Below are 14,415 nucleotides of genomic sequence, written 5' to 3'. Positions count from 1 at the left end.
TTAAGGATCGCGAGAGGCGTTGGTAGCAGAATTATGGAAGGGCGTCTCTCGCGGTCTTGCTCATTCTGTCGGGATTTTGCTGAAAAATGGTAATTTTTAATATCAGGATACTCTTTCTATAAGACGGGGTTTCCGGTATTTTACGGTTCGACCTTACGATGACTGCCCGACCGAACAACCTGCCCGTAGCGGAATTGTGCCGCCAGATGCCGGGAAAACTGATTTTTGGCAGTTGCGATCGTCCGTGGCGCGATCTGCTGGTGAAAATCTACACGCTGCAACAAATCGAGGATGGCGTGATCATCCCGTCGGTGGCGGAGCCGTTCATCGTGTGGGTATTGTCGGGCGACGCCGTGGTCGAAGAGCGGGAACTGGACGGCGAATGGACCGCCAACCATGTGCGGGCGGGCGACTTTTATCTGACCACGTCGCCGACGCCTTACGAACTGCGCTGGAAAGCGGTCGGCAGCGAGCGGCTGGAGGTCATGCACCTGTATCTCGGGTTGCCGTTATTCCGGCAGGCGGCGCGCGAGGTGCTGGGCAAGGCGGGACGGCGGGCGAGCCTGCGCGAGGTTTCCGGCCGGCATGATCCGGTGCTGTCGGCGTTTTTCGGGCAACTGCACCGCGAGATCACGGCGCCGGCGGGCCGGCCGAGCATGCTTTTCGTGCAGGGTATCGCGCAGAGCGTGGCCGTGCATCTGGTGCGGCACTACGCGGACACGAAGACCGCCGGTGCGCGCGGAGGACTGCGCGGCGGCCGCCTGCCGGCATCCAGCCTGCGCCGGATCACGGAGTACATGGAGGCGCATCTGGACGAGGAGTTCCGGCTCGACGAGCTGGCGCGCGAGGCGGGGATGAGCAAGTTCCACTTCTGTCGTCTGTTTAGCAAGACAACGGGGTTCAGTCCGTCGCGCTATTTTATCCGGCTGCGCATGGAGAAGGCGCGGCGGTTGTTGCGGGAGACGCGCCGGAGCGTGATCGATGTCGGCCTCGAAGTCGGCTACACCAGCCCGAGTCATTTCGCGCAGGTGTTTCAGCGCGAGACCGGCGCGTCGCCGAGCGAGTACCGGCGGGAGGAGTGAGGGGGCGGTATTAACAATCGGTCGTTATTTTTTGCCGGCTCGCAGACGGCGCAACACGGGGATCAGCGCGAACGCAAGAAGGCCGAGAAAGCACGCCGTGGCGGTCGGCTCCGGAATGCTGGAGGTTTCGATGCGCACGTCGTCCAGGATGAAGCCCGAATCGGTGGCATAGGCATTTGAGAGGAACCCGATGGCAAAAGTGTCGAATTGCCAAGTGGAGGGGTTGGTGTCCACACCAGTGAGGGTGAGGGCACCATAGGTAAAGGAATACTGGATACCTGTTGCCGTCCGGGTTAGCGAGAGGGAGAAATTGCAGGTGCCATTGGCCTCAAGCGTGTTGGCGACGTAGCTGATGGAATCGACGCTCGTGCCGCTCGCGAAAAGGTCATTATTGCCGGTGGATCGGCCCTGGATGGCCACAGAGCCAGAGACGTTTCCCACTGGTCCCCGCACGGCGTAGCCTTCGTAGGAGGAGACTGCGCCGTCGGTCGAGGACCACGTGCCTCGGTCTCCGTCCAGCCGGCTGTCATTCGAGTCATAAAAACCAAACCGGAGTGCATCAGGCCAGCCACCCCCGGGAAAAGAGGCGGGGGTTTTGAGCGTGAAACTGACGGTGAGGCTGTCACCCACGCTCTGGAGGCTGACGGGGGTAAAGTATGTTATCAGGGCGGGGTTGCCCGTATTGCGCGTAAAGGTTACGTGGAGCGCGCCGTCCTGCACGGCGATGGTGTTGTTTCCGTCGTTATTGCCATGCACCCAATACCAGGCGGCGGAATCGGGAAGGGCCTGGTTGGTCAGGTCATTGTCGGAGAAGGATTCATTGAGAATGAGGGCGGCATGCGCCTGGGCGCAGAAGGCGATGATTCCGGTCAGTATCTTTGTTGTGGATACGATTGTTTTCATTGAATGCGGTGTGTGGTGGTTGATGGTGCAGGGGAGATCGGCTCCGGCATCGGACATCCGGCGGAGGAGAGAGGGAAATTCAGTAAGGCCAGTAGTAGTTCCGGTTGCGCATCTCGCCGGGCTTGAAAGCGCGCACGCTGCCGTCGAGAAACACGGCATGGCTCAGGCCGTTGTGGCGGTAGCGGAAATAGCCGTTTTGGGAATCGTCATCGACATCGGGGTCGGAGGCTGAGGAGAGAATGCCTTCCGGATCGGAGGGGATGGGGCGAAGATTCCATCTGAACGCGTAGGCGGAGCCGCCCGACCATTTGGGCACCTGGCCGCTGTCGCCGAAAAAGATGACGTGCTGGCGGTCGGTGATGGCGTCAAGGCGCGGCTCGGGAGCATCCGCATCGGGTGCGACCAGGGTATTGTTGATGGCGTAGGTGTAGCGTGGATAATGGATCTGGGGTTTCACTTCAACCGGCTGCACGGGGCAGAGAAAGACCGGAAGCAGCGCGGTCGTGCCATGACTGTCCGCGGCTCCGGCCCAGGGCATGAGGAGCCAGTTCCAGCCTTTGTCCTGGTTGTTGCCGTCGCGGTAGGGAAACAGCTTGCCGCGATTGTCTTCGGCGTAGAGCAGGCCGGCGACTCCGAGTTGACGGAGATTGCTGCGGCAGGTGGCGGCGCGGGCGGAAGAGCGGACCTGGGAGACGGTGGGAATGAGGATCGCCGCGAGAATGCCGATGATGGCAATGACCGTGAGGAGTTCGATGAGAGTGAATCCCCGTTTGGCGGCGACGCGTGGCGGGAGATTGCGGAAAGGATGGGGAAGGGTGTGTTGACAGATCATGGTGTTGGCGGGGTTCGGGAAGAGGTGGTCGATGCAGGTGGCGGAGGTGGCGGATTCTCCGTCGTGGCCGGCACCGCCAGGAGCGGCGGTGGAACGTGGGCCAGTTGCCAGAGCGCCTTGCGGAGCGCCCAGGCGCTGGAGGTGGCATTCAGGTCGCCTTGTGGCCCGGCGCGCGCGGGGAGGTGGTAGAGGTCATTGGGGGAAATGGTGTAGCGTCCGACGCGGCGGGAGAAGGCGCCGTCAGGGCATTGGAAACGGGTCAACTCGATCCGCGAGGTGTCGATGATGGCGCAGAGTTCAAAGGGAGAGAGCGTGTACCCGGTTTCCTTCACGAGAACGGAGAGCATTTCGGAGGCATTGCGGATGAAAAAGATGACGTCTGTTTCGGGTTGGCCGCGATACCAGTCGAGGGTGGTCTGGAGGAGACGGTCGGCGAGGGGGACGGGCTGCCCGACGGAGCGGCAGAACGCGACGAGCTTGAAAGCGCCGGAGAGCCGGATGTTGATGCGTCCGCCGCCGGCGAGGCCGGTAGCGGGGTCCTGGCGCGCGCGGACGTTGCGGAGGGCTTCGGCGATGAGGGCGTTTTTCCGGACGGGTTCCTGGGCGCGAATGAGGCGGGCTTGCGAGGAGAGCTTGTCGAGGGAGGTCCATGCATTGTCCCAAGGGAGGGCATCAAGCCACTCGCGGAAGGCGGAGTCGGTGGCGAGGTGAGCGGGGATCGGGCTGGAGGCTGTCTTGCGTGCAAGCGACGGCTGCGAAGTTTTCGGGAAGATGAAGGAGAGACCGATCCCGGCGGTGCGGAGAGCCGGTCTTTCCCCGATCCGGGCGCTCCGTTCCCCGGGTAATGGATGGAGCGGTTGGGCTCCGAGATAGCGGAGTGCGGAGACAGAGAACATGAGCGCGCGGCCCATCGTCCGCGTATCGTCTTTCATCTCCGGATACGAAGGGTCGGAGAAAAATCCGGTGGCCGGGTCCTGGCGCGACTGGAAGAATCGCACGATTGCCTGCTTCCGGCTGGCCGGCAACCGGGCCAGTTGCCCGGAGTCATGCAGAATCTGGACGGCGAAAAAGCTGGACTGGATATCGGGCGCCCAGGGGCGGTCTTCGAGTCCGTTTTTCAGGCCGGCTGACTCGAAGAAGCCGCCGCTGTCTTCATCGGCCAGGCTGAGCACCCAGGGGATAACGCCAGCGAACGCACCTTCCAGGCGCTCCAGGGCGCCGGCTACGGCCGGGTCGGTTGCAAGGGTCTGCGATGCGGTCGCCTTGGCCGGAGGCGTGGCGGTGGCGAATGCCACCGGAAGGGCGGACGCAAGCGCGGCACACGAGATGGCGACGAGGAAAAATGCGGCCCGAAGAGAGTCTGCCCGCCGGAGAAGGAGGGGAAAAGGGTGTGGGCGGGTAAAACCGGGTTTCATGATGCAGGAGTGCTTGCGGACTGGCTCAAACAGGAGGGCGCACCCACCAAGCCGGAAACCTGCCGGTTTGGAAAGGGAGAGCTTGCGTTACATAACACACCCGGCGTTGCATGGATATTATGAAGGGGTCGCCCAAACCGGTCAGTTTGAAGAAGATTGCGGAGGAGACAGGGGTTTCGTGCATGACGGTTTCGCGGGCGTTGCGCTCTGCTCCGAGAGTGAGTGCCGGCACGGCCGCGCGTGTTCGCAAGGCGGCGGTCAGGCTGGGTTATGTGCCGGACGTGCGGATCGCGTCTGTCATGGCGAGCGTGCGTGCGGCCAAGGTTCGCGTTCCCGAACCCGTCGCGTGGCTCAATGCCGCGCCCGAACGCTGGTGCTGGCGGGACCTCAAGTGGCTGACGCCCTATCGCGAGGGGGCGCAGGAGCAGTGTGCGGCGCTTGGCTACAGGCTCGACGATTTCTGGCTGGCCGAGCCGGGGATGACCGAGCAGCGGATGTCGAGGATCCTGACCAGCCGCGGGATTCGCGGGGTGATCATCACGCCGGCGCCCACGGTGCTCGGTGTTTCACATCTGGCTTTCGACTGGAAAAAGTTTTGCGGGATTTCGTTTGAAAACGCGCTGCTCGCTCCCCGCCTGCATCGGGTGGCGCAGGCGTATCACTACAATCTGATGCTCGCGCTCAAGGTGCTCCGGCGCACCGGCTACCGGCGTATCGGACTTTTCATGCAGACGCTGGAACACCGCCGTTCGCAGCACACCTATCTGGCCGCGCTGCATTACTTCCAGAAAAATATCCCGGAGGAGGAGAGGGTGGAGCCTTTGCTCTACAGGAGCATTTACGGACTGCCGGATGCGGTTCCGTTTGCCGAATGGGTTGCCAGCGAGAGCCGGAAACCGAATCAGGGCGACTACCAGGCCAAACCGCAGGCGATGTTGCGCGACTGGATCGAGCGTGAACGGCCGGATGTGATCATCGGCCAGCGCCGCAACCTGCTCGAGTGGCTGGCAGGTCTCGGCCTGCGGGTGCCGGAGGACATCGGTGTGGCGCATCTTGCGCTCGACGACGACTGCGCGGACTGGGCGGGCATCTGGCAAAACAAGCGCCACATCGGGGCGCAGGCCGTGCAGCAACTGGTGGCGATGATGCAGACGAACCAGCCCGGCATCCCGGAAATCGCCCACGAAACCCTCATCCGCGGCACCTGGCGCTACGGGAAAACGATACGGGATCGGAGATGACCGGGGGGGGATGGTCAATTAGCCCGGTGGAATAAAGGCATCGTAAACCGTAGCGCGCGGGCCGGCATAAACACATTCGATGACGCGCCCGGAACAATAACGGTAAATGATACGGTGCGAACCGACACGCAGGCGGTAAAAACCGTCGAGTTCTCCGGTAAATGCATGGGTGTCTCCGTCTTTGCCTTGTGCCAGCCGGGAAATGGCGATCCTGAATTGCTTTTTTATGTCAGGGCCGCAGGAGTCGATGTAGCCCTTTGCCGCGCCAAGTACCGCGACCGTGCAGGGTGTCATCAGTCAAACACTTCTTCCATCGTGTAGCGACGTCCCCCTTTGCTGCTTTTGGCAGCCCGAATCGCAGCCAGCGCCTTGGGGTCGGCCATCAATTCCTCCGTTTCGGGATCGGTCTGTTCCACCTTGAACGGCAGCCCTTTTCGCAGCTCGATTTGGGCGAAAAGCATATTGATGGTAGTAGTGGTGTCGGTACCCAGCCGCTCCAGGATGCGGCGAACTTTTTTGGCACGGGCGGCAGGAACCCGGATGCGGAGCTGTGTCGTGGTCATGCCCCAATATGCCTCATTGTGTTCCTGGCTGTCAAATCACGGTTACGGAGACGAGAGAGGCGAAGGTGGTTTGGCCGCATTCCCTTGATCCCCAAATAGCCACAGCCAGTCGGCGTTCATCAGATCCTGCATTTGCCGATAGCCTCCTGATCGACTCAGAACAGATCCAGTTGCCGGGCGCGTGGCGCGGCGGGCGGCTCCTCGCGGTGGCGGTCGAGGTGGGTATCGCGGATGTCGCGCAGGAAGAGCGACGGATAACGGTCGCGCAACGCGCCCTGCCAGTGGCGGCGGCGGGCGTGCGTGAGGAAGAGGCGCTCCTTCGCGCGGGTGAGGCCCACAAAAAACAGGCGGCGCTCTTCGGCGATGTCGGCTTCGGCGTCGCTGTCGGTATCGCTGAAGCCGAATCGGTGAGGCAGCAGGCCGTCTTCGCAGCCGACGAGAAAGACGACGCGGAACTCAAGACCCTTGGCGGCGTGTAGCGTGAGCAGCGATACACGCTCGGCACGGGCATCGTGCAGGTCCACATCCACGCCGAGCGCGAGTTCGCTCCGGAAGGCGTCGAGGTCGGCACCGTGTTTTTCGGCGAGCGGACGCAGCGCGTCGGTGATGGCGCGCAGGTCGGCGTCGGGTTGGTCGGCGAGCGCGAGCGCGGTCGAGGCCTGCGCGAGGCGTTCGGCCAACGGGGCGTCGGGCGGGAGGGTCTTGATTCGGGTGACGAGTGCCTGCACGGTGGCGTGCGCGGAGAGCGGGCCGTGGGCGCGTTTCTGGAAGGGAATGCCGGAGCGGGCGAGCGCCTCGACGAGCGACGGGGTTTGTGCGTCGGTGCGGTAGAGGATGGCGATATCGTTGAAGGCGTAGTGCGTCGGCGCGACGGTGCCGCTGGCGCGGCCGGTGTCGAAGGAGGTGAGGCTGGTGCCGCCGAGGAGGCGTTCGATGGTTTCGACGACAAATTCGGCCTCGGCGCGGTCGGTGCCGCACTCGCGCAGCGTGAGACGGGTGGCGTCGGCGTTCTGCGCGTGCAGGGCGCGGTCGCGCACGAGCGTGGTGGGCGCGACGGCCTGCAAGGCGGCTTCGACGATGAGGCGGGCGGAGCGGTAGTTACGCGTGAGCTGCACGACGTGCGCGCCGGGATGATCGGTCCGGAATTGCTGGAAAAAGCGGACATCGGTGCCGCGGAAGCCGTAGATCGCCTGGTCGGGGTCGCCGATGGCGCAGAGGCTGGAGGCGGGTGATGTGGCGCGGGCGTCCGGTGCGCTTTCTCCTTCCGAATGCGGGCGGGACGCCCGCGCCACGTCTGTCAGGTAGTTGACTAACTGATACTGGCGTTCGTCCACGTCCTGATACTCGTCGATGGAGAGGTGCGGCCAGCGGGCGCGGTAATGTGCGGCGAGTTCGGGATCGGCGGCGAGGAGATCGACCGTGAGCGCGATGAGGTCGTCGAAATCCACGAGCCCGCGGGCGCGCATGGCCTGCGTCCAGGCGGCGGGAATGGCGGCGCGGTCGGCAAGCAGGCGGCGGGCGTCGGCGGCGGAGACACCGAGGATTTCGCGGGCGAGGTCGAGTGCCTCGCGTTCGCCGGCGACGCGGAGCGGGGCGCCGAGACCGAGTCTGGCCTGTTGCTCGCGGAGAATGGTGAGGCCGAGGGCGTGGAAAGTCGTCACCGGGACGCGGGCGCCGCGTCCGTCGGGGAGGAGGTGTTGGAGGCGTTCGCGCATTTCGCCGGCGGCGCGGCGGGTGAAGGTGATGGCGAGGCAGGATTCGGGTGGCACGTCATGGTCGGCGATCAGGTGCGCGATGCGATGGGTGAGCGTGCGGGTCTTGCCGGTGCCGGGACCGGCGATGATGAGAAGGGGGCCGGAGACGATGGAGGCGGCGGCGCGCTGGTCGGGGTCGAGGCCGGCGAGAAGGGGGTGGGGGGACGGGGAATGTGCGATGGGTATCCCTGCCTCTGATGGGGCACAGGCCTCCCGATCATGGGGCACGGGCGTCCCGCCCGCTTCGGAATCGCGGGCTGGAAGCCCGGGCCACGGAGTTGCGGGCGAGACGCCCGCGCCACTTTTTCTCGGTTTCACCGGCTCGGGCAGGTCGAAGAGCACGCCGACAGATTGGGTGGCTTCGACTTCTCCGGGTTTGAAGACGCGGATGACGCCGTACTCGCCGTCGAAGCCGCCTTCGCGGATGACCTCGCCGGCGCGCATGCGGCGGATCGCCTCCGCCAGGAGCGGCGAGGTGGCGCGGCCGATTTCGTCAACGGGCAGGTCGCCGAGCACGTCGAGTTCGGGACCGAGACGGGCGATGGCTTGCTCCCAGGCGGTGCGCACGGTTTTGCTTTTGGAGCCGGTTCCGTGGATTTCCCCCAGCACTTCGGGCAGCGGGATGAAACTGCGGAAGGGCGCGGCCCCGGCGGGTTTTTGCGGTTCGGCGCGATCGGCGAGTTCGAGCACGCGGTAGTGCACGCCGAGCGTGAGCGGCGCACCGCAGACGGGGCATTTGCCGCCGAGGCGGCGCGATTCCTCCGGCTCGCAGCGAAAGTTGCAGGCGCGGTGGCCGTCCATGTGGTACTTGCCTTCCTCGGGGAAAAATTCGACCGAGCCGGCGTAGCCGCGGCCGGTGGCGAGGGCGTCGCGGATGGCGAAATAATCCATCGCACAGTCGAAACGGCTGGCTTCGCGTCCGAGGTTGCCGGGCGAGTGTGCGTCGGAACTGGATACGAGTTGATAACCGTCGAGCATCGAGAGCTGCCAGTTCATGGCCGGATCGGAGGAAAGGCCGGTTTCGAGCGCGAAGATGTGGGAGGAGAGGTCGCCATAGCATTCCTCCAGGCGGTCGAAACCGGACTTGGAACCGAAGACGCTGAACCACGGCGTCCAGATGTGGGCCGGGATGAGGTAACAGCCTTCGCCGGCGCTCAGGCAGATTTCGAGCAGGTCGCGGGAGTTGAGGCCGAGGATGGGGCGGCCGTCGGAGGCGAGGTTGCCGATGCGAGCGAGGCGGCCCGTCATGCGTTCGGCGCTGGCGATGTCGGGCGCGTAGAGGAGGTGGTGAACCTTGCGGACCTTGTCGCCCTGTTTGTAGATGGTGGAGATTTCCACCTCGAGGAGGAAGCGGACCGGCGCGGCTGCGGCGGCGCACGGGCCGATTCCGGCGTTGACGGCGGCTTCGAGATCGTCGCGCAGGCGGAAGAGGCCGGGTTCGGCGGGCACGAGTTCGTCCTTGATCGCGGCCATCCAGGCGGGATGGGTGAAATCACCGGTGCCGACGACGCGGATGCCCTTTTTCTTTGCCCAGAGCGCGAGGTGGTAGAAATCGAGGTCCCCGCTGGTGGCGCGGGAGTATTTGGAGTGGATGTGCAGATCGGCGTAGAACGACATCGCCCGCCAGCGGATGACATCTGGCGGGCGAGGGCAAGCGTGCGACGTTTCCGCAATCAGGCTGCGGCAAGCTGTTGCACGGCGGCCTGCGCCTCGGCCAGCGAGGCTTCGCGCTGCGGATTGCCGTCGTTGAGGCTGTGCGCGTAGATGAACTGCACATCGGTGAGCCCGATGAAGCCAAGGACGCCGCGCAGGTAGGGCTCGATGAAATTGTACGAGCCGTTCGGTCCGTCGGGACGGAAGTCGCTGCCGCTGGCGACGATGATGGTAACGCGCCGGGCTTTGGCGTGGCCCTTGTAGCCATCGGACCCCATCGAAAAGGTACGGCCGACGCGCACGATCTGGTCGATCCATGCCTTGAGGACGGCGGGGAGGGAAAGATTATAGATCGGCGTGGTGATCACGATTTCGGAGGCGGCGAGCAGTTCGTCGACCAGCGCGTCGGATTTGAGGATCGCCTCGCGTGCGCCGGGCGAATGTCCAGCGGGAGCGGTGAAGGCGCCTTCGACCCAGGCTTCGGTTACAAAAGGCGGCGGCTCGTGGCCGAGATCGCGGTTGACGATGCGGCCTTCGGGATGGGCCGATTGCCATGCGGCGTTGAAGTCGCGGCCGAGCCGGCGGCTGTGCGAGCGCTCGCCACGCGGGCTGGCGTCGATGTGGAGGAGGACGGGAGTGGTGGTGTTGGTATTCATGATGACGATGGATGGATGTTGGTTGGGTTTTAATGAAACAGAAATGGTTACATTTCTGCTCAAAAAAATGTCAGTGCTTGCCTGTGCAGACGGATTTGAGCTGCTGGAGAATGTCGTCGAGCGAGATGCGGGCGAGTTCGGCTTCCATGCCGGCCTGCGCCTTGAAGAAGGCGGTGCGAAGGATGGTTTCGATGCGCGCGCCGACGGGGCACTTGTGGTTGGGAGCAAAGCGCGCGAGGCTGTGGTCGGGTTGCGGTTCAACGGCGCGATGAATATCGAGCAAGGTGATGTTGGCCGGTGCGCTGGTCAGGCTGAAACCGCCCGAAGCGCCTTTGTGCGCGACCACCAGACGAGCCTTTGCCAGGGCGGAGAGCAGCCGGCGGATGACGACCGGATTGGTGTCGACACTCGACGCGATCTCGGCGGATGTGACCGACGGGCCCGCCTTGTAGGCGAGGTAGGCGAGCACATGCACGCTGACGGCGAATCTGGAATTGCCACTCATCTTTAATGTAACCGAGATTGTTACTTTATTGTCGGGCTGTCAAGCGCCGGTTCACGTCTGTGTGCCGGGCGGAGGGCCGGCGAGGGCTCCTGCGGACGACGTTTCGCACCGTCAGGGCCGGGAGTTTCCCTGTCCCCGGATATGGCAGAGATCATTCCGGCGGGGAGGGCAGGCCTTCGCCAACTCCCCCCCCGGGGGCAAGCGGTGGATAGGCCTCGTGTTGGCCGGCGGAGTCGGTCATAAGACGGCATCATGCTTCCCTCACCTCTGGCCCAAATGGATAATACCGTCCTTGAACTGATCGAGCACAGCCCCGTGGGCGCGGTGCCGCATACGCCGGCCTGGCAGGACGCGCTGGCCCGCCTGTGCGCCTCGCACCAGGTGTACGCGTCGGCCGATCACAAGGGGGGTTATGTGACGGTGCGATCCCTGGCGGGGCTGCCTTCGTTTTATGCCCATAATCTTGAGGCGTTCCTGGCGGGAACGGTGGAGGAGGGCGCGCTGGAGCCCGACGCGGAGATTTTTGGCCGCTATGTGGTGTCGTTGCCGGAGGCTTTGCGGGAAAAGGCGGAGGAGTGCCGGGCGCTGGTCGTGGCTCGCCGGATCCATCACCGGGCCAGGCATGGAGCCGAAGCGGTGCACGATCCGGTGCATTCCCTGTTCCTGGTGCCGGGAGCCGGTCCGAATCCCGGCCTGCCGGGCAATTACCTGCACGGTTCGGTGTTTCAGACTGCCGATGACGTTTCTACCGGCGTGTGGAGAGTGTACCTGCATGATCGCGACGACGGAGCAGCCTTGTGCGAGGCGCCGTCCCGGGCGGAGGCATTGACCCTGGTGCACGACGTGCTGGAGAGCGCGCCATTTCAGCTGGACGAACTGGAGGCGCTGGGTTTCCGGTCCGGTTGAGCAAGGATGTGTATCCGGGTTTCATGACAATCCGGGGCGGCGCCCGGCCGGTGTGTCCGGCTCTGTCGCCGGTGATGCCCGGCATTACTTTTTCTTGCGCTTCTTGGCGGGCGGGTTGCCGGTCGCCTTTTTGAGCTTGGGCAGCTGGCTTTGTTTCAGCTGAAAACGTCGGTCGGCTTTCCGGTCTTTGGCGGATGGTATGTATTTGGCTCCCATGTGAACAAGACCGCCGATAATCCGGAGACGGGCAACCGGAATCACACCGACCGGGCAGGGGCGGACGACCGGGATCCGGACCGGCGGGGAGCGGTGCACCAGTCGACGAATTTTTTGGCAAAGATTTTTTTCGTGGATGGCGGTGATGACACGGACAGGGTTGCCCATGGAGGGAAGGAGCATGAGGTGGCGGAAATCCTGCGCTGGGCGGCGGAGGCGATTATCCGGTGCCATGACGAGTACGGCGACATTCCCCGCGACATGGAGATCTGCCAGAAAACCCTGGCGAAGGTGAAGCGTTCCAGGTCGGCGAAAGGATGAGAGGTGGAATCGGTGGCTCTCCCGATTTCGGGGCTGAAGGCAACAGGGTCATAACTATAAATCCAGATGGAATGCTAAAAAATTAGCATATCGACTTGACGTCGGCGGAGGATCGTGTGCTAAAAAAATAGCATGAAGTTGAAGCCCGAGCACCTCACCCGACGCGAACGCCAGATCATGGATATCATCTTCAGCCGGAGCGAAGCGACTGCAGCCGATGTTCAGGCCGCCCTGCCCGAGGCGCCCGGTTATTCTGCGGTGCGTGCCCTGTTGCGCATTCTCGAAGAAAAGGGCTTCCTGAAACACCGCGAGGACGGTCCGCGCTATATCTACCTGCCCACCCAGGCGCCGGAGCAGGCGAGGCGGTCGGCCTTGAAGCGGGTGGTCAGCACGTTTTTCGAAGGTTCGCTCGCCAGTGCGGTCGCCGCGCTGGTGGATGCGGACGATGGCAAGCTGGATCCGGAAGAACTGAACCGGATCGAGGCGATCATAAAAAAAGCCAGATCCCGATAATCCCTTCCGCTTTTTCGCCTGTTTTCCGATCCACTGTCCCTCTTCGCCCCCTTGGCCCGATGAACCTCCAGAGTTATTTTTCTCTCCTGCCGGATTTGATGCTGAAGAGCACTGTCGTCCTTTTGCTGGCGTTGCTGGTCACGCAGGTGTGGCGCAATGCGTCGGCGGCGAGCCGGCACATGATCTGGCTGGCTGCATTCGTCATTATTTTATTGATACCAGTAACGACCGCGCTGGTTTCCCGGATAGCGGCGAACAGGGAGACCGGAGGAGGCGTGACGCTCGTGTTGGGGTTTCCCGCAGTCGACCCTGAATTGCCGCAGGTGGCGTCCGCATCTTCCGGGTCGCCGGAGACCGTCGCCACTCCGGCACCAGTCACCAGCGAGTGGCACGCGTCTGCATGGCAGGCGGGGCTGACCGGTGTGTGGCTGGCGGGAGCGGCAATGTTGCTGGGATCGGGAGTCGCCGGGCGTGTGAGGTTGTGGCACCTGTGCCGACGGCGCAGCGAGCGGGTCCGCGACGCACGGGTGGTTGCATTGGTTGGCCGGATTGCTACCGAAGGCGGAATCAGCCGGAGGGTGCGGTTGCGCATGACGAGGGACTGTCGTGTGGCGATGACATGGGGAATATGGAGGCCGGTGGTGATGTTGCCAGCCGGGGCGTGCGGGTGGACGGAAGAACGACTCTCGCTGGTGCTGCGTCATGAACTCGCACACGTGAAGCGGCGGGATTGCCTGGCGCGATTGTGCTGCCAGGTGGCGTGCGCGTTGTATTGGCCGAATCCGCTGGTGTGGCTGGGCGCTCGCCGGGCGCGCCTCGCGCAGGAGCAGGCTTGTGATGATCGCGTGCTCGCGGCGGGCGTGTCGACGGAGGCCTATGCCATGGAACTGGTGACAGCGGCGCGTGAATCGGGAAGACGCCGGTTTGGCGCAGCCGTGGCGATGGCCGAACGCTCCACGCTCGAAACCCGGGTTCTGGGCATCATGAGCGAAGGGAGCAACCGGCGTCCGGTGCATCGTTTGCTGGTGGCGCTGACGTCGTTGGTGGCGCTGATGGCGCTTGTCGGGTGCTCGGCGGTGGAGGTGCGCGACGGGCCAAAACCGGCTACGCCCGGTGAAAAAGCATCCATGGGGTCCACGGCTACCGATCGGCCGAGTATCGTGGTGCGGGCTCGTTTCGTTGAAATCGGGGAAGTACCCTCAGGTGCAAGCGCCCTGGACGCTCTTGTGAAAGGCACGTTGCCGCCGCCGGGCGGGGTTGTCGGCGTGTTGACGCGAGAGCAAACGGCGTCCGTCTTCGCCGCGCTGAAAACCCTGAAAGGCGTGGAGATAATGTCTTCGCCCACGGTCACAGTGACCGCAGGGCAGCCGGCTCACATGAGTATCGGCCAGGAACTGCGTTATCCGGCCCGTTGGGAAAAGAATCCCGCTGGCACTGACTGGCTGCCTGACGGATTTGAAGGGCGGCTTGTCGGAGTGGAGCTGAGGGTAATGTCGCAGATCAAGGCGGACGGTTCGCTTGAACTGGATGTGACTCCGACGTGCAGGGAGTTCGAGGGTTTCCTCGAACTGGATGAGGTGGGTCCCGTTTTGCCGACGACCGAGGGGATTTCGCTGGATGGGAAACCCATACCCTGGAACGCACCGCTCACTCCGGTATTTTCCGTGCGAACGGTGACGGCGATCGTGAATCTGAATTCGGGAGAAACCGTCGTGTTGAATTGCGGTCCAAAAAAACGAATCCTCGGTTCGGGCGCCGTGATACCGGCTGTGGCAACTCCGGATGAGGCCACACCGGTGATTTCTCTGGTGCTGGTGACCGCCGACATCGCCCCGATAGCACGAGGACGATGAAC

General features: G+C 63.7%; 14 protein-coding genes. 5 read left to right on the top strand and 9 right to left on the bottom strand.

The features are described 5' to 3' along the window. Positions 1 to 158: 158 nt before the first annotated feature. Positions 159 to 1,082, top strand: coding sequence for an AraC family transcriptional regulator (locus OPIT5_29025; GenBank protein AHF93639.1), 924 nt, complete (start codon positions 159 to 161; stop codon positions 1,080 to 1,082). Positions 1,083 to 1,106: 24 nt separating this feature from the next. On the opposite strand, the gene OPIT5_29020 is transcribed toward OPIT5_29025, so the two are convergent. From OPIT5_29020 to OPIT5_29010, 3 genes are read right to left on the bottom strand one after another with little or no spacing between them, the layout of a single operon-like run. After that, positions 1,107 to 2,042: a hypothetical protein gene (locus tag OPIT5_29020; protein AHF93638.1), complete on the bottom strand. Its 936-nt coding sequence runs from the start codon at positions 2,040 to 2,042 to the stop codon at positions 1,107 to 1,109. Between the two features lie 22 nt (positions 2,043 to 2,064). Then, a complete protein-coding gene (locus OPIT5_29015; protein AHF93637.1) occupies positions 2,065 to 2,817 on the bottom strand; it encodes an N-terminal cleavage protein in 753 nt (250 codons plus the stop codon). After that, entirely contained in the window at positions 2,814 to 4,232 is a 1,419-nt protein-coding gene (locus OPIT5_29010; GenBank protein AHF93636.1) for a hypothetical protein, read from the bottom strand. The genes OPIT5_29015 and OPIT5_29010 overlap by 4 nt, the downstream gene beginning before the upstream one ends. Positions 4,233 to 4,351: 119 nt before the next feature. Here OPIT5_29010 and OPIT5_29005 point away from each other — a divergent pair, with 119 nt between their 5' ends. Continuing rightward, positions 4,352 to 5,473 carry a LacI family transcriptional regulator gene (locus OPIT5_29005; GenBank protein AHF93635.1) on the top strand — a complete coding sequence of 374 codons (1,122 nt, stop codon included), beginning with the start codon at positions 4,352 to 4,354 and terminating at the stop codon, positions 5,471 to 5,473. Positions 5,474 to 5,491: 18 nt separating this feature from the next. On the opposite strand, the gene OPIT5_29000 is transcribed toward OPIT5_29005, so the two are convergent. From OPIT5_29000 to OPIT5_28980, 5 genes are all read right to left on the bottom strand, one after another. Next, positions 5,492 to 5,767 carry a cytotoxic translational repressor of toxin-antitoxin stability system gene (locus OPIT5_29000; GenBank protein ID AHF93634.1) on the bottom strand — a complete coding sequence of 92 codons (276 nt, stop codon included), beginning with the start codon at positions 5,765 to 5,767 and terminating at the stop codon, positions 5,492 to 5,494. After that, complete coding sequence (locus tag OPIT5_28995) at positions 5,767 to 6,036, bottom strand: XRE family transcriptional regulator (GenBank protein AHF93633.1); 270 nt, start codon at positions 6,034 to 6,036, stop codon at positions 5,767 to 5,769. The genes OPIT5_29000 and OPIT5_28995 overlap by 1 nt, the downstream gene beginning before the upstream one ends. Before the next feature lie 155 nt (positions 6,037 to 6,191). Continuing rightward, positions 6,192 to 9,407, bottom strand: coding sequence for an ATPase AAA (locus OPIT5_28990; GenBank protein AHF93632.1), 3,216 nt, complete (start codon positions 9,405 to 9,407; stop codon positions 6,192 to 6,194). Between the two features lie 56 nt (positions 9,408 to 9,463). Beyond that, on the bottom strand, positions 9,464 to 10,099 hold the full coding sequence (locus OPIT5_28985) for an FMN-dependent NADH-azoreductase (GenBank protein ID AHF93631.1): 636 nt from the start codon (positions 10,097 to 10,099) through the stop codon (positions 9,464 to 9,466). 70 nt (positions 10,100 to 10,169) lie between these two features. Further along, on the bottom strand, positions 10,170 to 10,604 hold the full coding sequence (locus OPIT5_28980; GenBank protein AHF93630.1) for an Rrf2 family transcriptional regulator: 435 nt from the start codon (positions 10,602 to 10,604) through the stop codon (positions 10,170 to 10,172). Between the two features lie 252 nt (positions 10,605 to 10,856). On the opposite strand from OPIT5_28980, the gene OPIT5_28975 reads away from it, so the two are divergent. Then, positions 10,857 to 11,510, top strand: a complete 654-nt coding sequence (locus OPIT5_28975; protein ID AHF93629.1) for a hypothetical protein — start codon at positions 10,857 to 10,859, stop codon at positions 11,508 to 11,510. An 84-nt stretch (positions 11,511 to 11,594) separates the two neighbouring features. On the opposite strand, the gene OPIT5_28970 is transcribed toward OPIT5_28975, so the two are convergent. Continuing rightward, on the bottom strand, positions 11,595 to 11,771 hold the full coding sequence (locus tag OPIT5_28970) for a hypothetical protein (GenBank protein ID AHF93628.1): 177 nt from the start codon (positions 11,769 to 11,771) through the stop codon (positions 11,595 to 11,597). 408 nt (positions 11,772 to 12,179) lie between these two features. Here OPIT5_28970 and OPIT5_28965 point away from each other — a divergent pair, with 408 nt between their 5' ends. Next, on the top strand, positions 12,180 to 12,560 hold the full coding sequence (locus OPIT5_28965; GenBank protein ID AHF93627.1) for a CopY family transcriptional regulator: 381 nt from the start codon (positions 12,180 to 12,182) through the stop codon (positions 12,558 to 12,560). A 59-nt stretch (positions 12,561 to 12,619) separates the two neighbouring features. Next, positions 12,620 to 14,413: a hypothetical protein gene (locus OPIT5_28960; GenBank protein AHF94869.1), complete on the top strand. Its 1,794-nt coding sequence runs from the start codon at positions 12,620 to 12,622 to the stop codon at positions 14,411 to 14,413. Positions 14,414 to 14,415: the final 2 nt, after the last annotated feature.

It is taken from the genome of Opitutaceae bacterium TAV5, assembly GCA_000242935.3.
Classification (GTDB): Bacteria; Verrucomicrobiota; Verrucomicrobiia; order Opitutales; family Opitutaceae; genus Geminisphaera.
This window is presented reverse-complemented; position numbering and strand designations above follow the sequence as displayed.

Bases quoted from the DNA above. Each gene is read 5' to 3' on its own strand.
- OPIT5_29010 (AHF93636.1), bottom strand. From the start codon at position 4,232: ATGAAACCCGGTTTTACCCGCCCACACCCTTTTCCCCTCCTTCTCCGG.
- OPIT5_28980 (AHF93630.1), bottom strand. From the start codon at position 10,604: ATGAGTGGCAATTCCAGATTCGCCGTCAGCGTGCATGTGCTCGCCTAC.
- OPIT5_28975 (AHF93629.1), top strand. From the start codon at position 10,857: ATGCTTCCCTCACCTCTGGCCCAAATGGATAATACCGTCCTTGAACTG.
- OPIT5_28995 (AHF93633.1), bottom strand. From the start codon at position 6,036: ATGACCACGACACAGCTCCGCATCCGGGTTCCTGCCGCCCGTGCCAAA.
- OPIT5_29025 (AHF93639.1), top strand. From the start codon at position 159: ATGACTGCCCGACCGAACAACCTGCCCGTAGCGGAATTGTGCCGCCAG.
- OPIT5_28985 (AHF93631.1), bottom strand. From the start codon at position 10,099: ATGAATACCAACACCACCACTCCCGTCCTCCTCCACATCGACGCCAGC.
- OPIT5_29020 (AHF93638.1), bottom strand. From the start codon at position 2,042: ATGTCCGATGCCGGAGCCGATCTCCCCTGCACCATCAACCACCACACA.
- OPIT5_28965 (AHF93627.1), top strand. From the start codon at position 12,180: ATGAAGTTGAAGCCCGAGCACCTCACCCGACGCGAACGCCAGATCATG.
- OPIT5_28960 (AHF94869.1), top strand. From the start codon at position 12,620: ATGAACCTCCAGAGTTATTTTTCTCTCCTGCCGGATTTGATGCTGAAG.
- OPIT5_28990 (AHF93632.1), bottom strand. From the start codon at position 9,407: ATGTCGTTCTACGCCGATCTGCACATCCACTCCAAATACTCCCGCGCC.
- OPIT5_29005 (AHF93635.1), top strand. From the start codon at position 4,352: ATGAAGGGGTCGCCCAAACCGGTCAGTTTGAAGAAGATTGCGGAGGAG.
- OPIT5_29000 (AHF93634.1), bottom strand. From the start codon at position 5,767: ATGACACCCTGCACGGTCGCGGTACTTGGCGCGGCAAAGGGCTACATC.
- OPIT5_29015 (AHF93637.1), bottom strand. From the start codon at position 2,817: ATGATCTGTCAACACACCCTTCCCCATCCTTTCCGCAATCTCCCGCCA.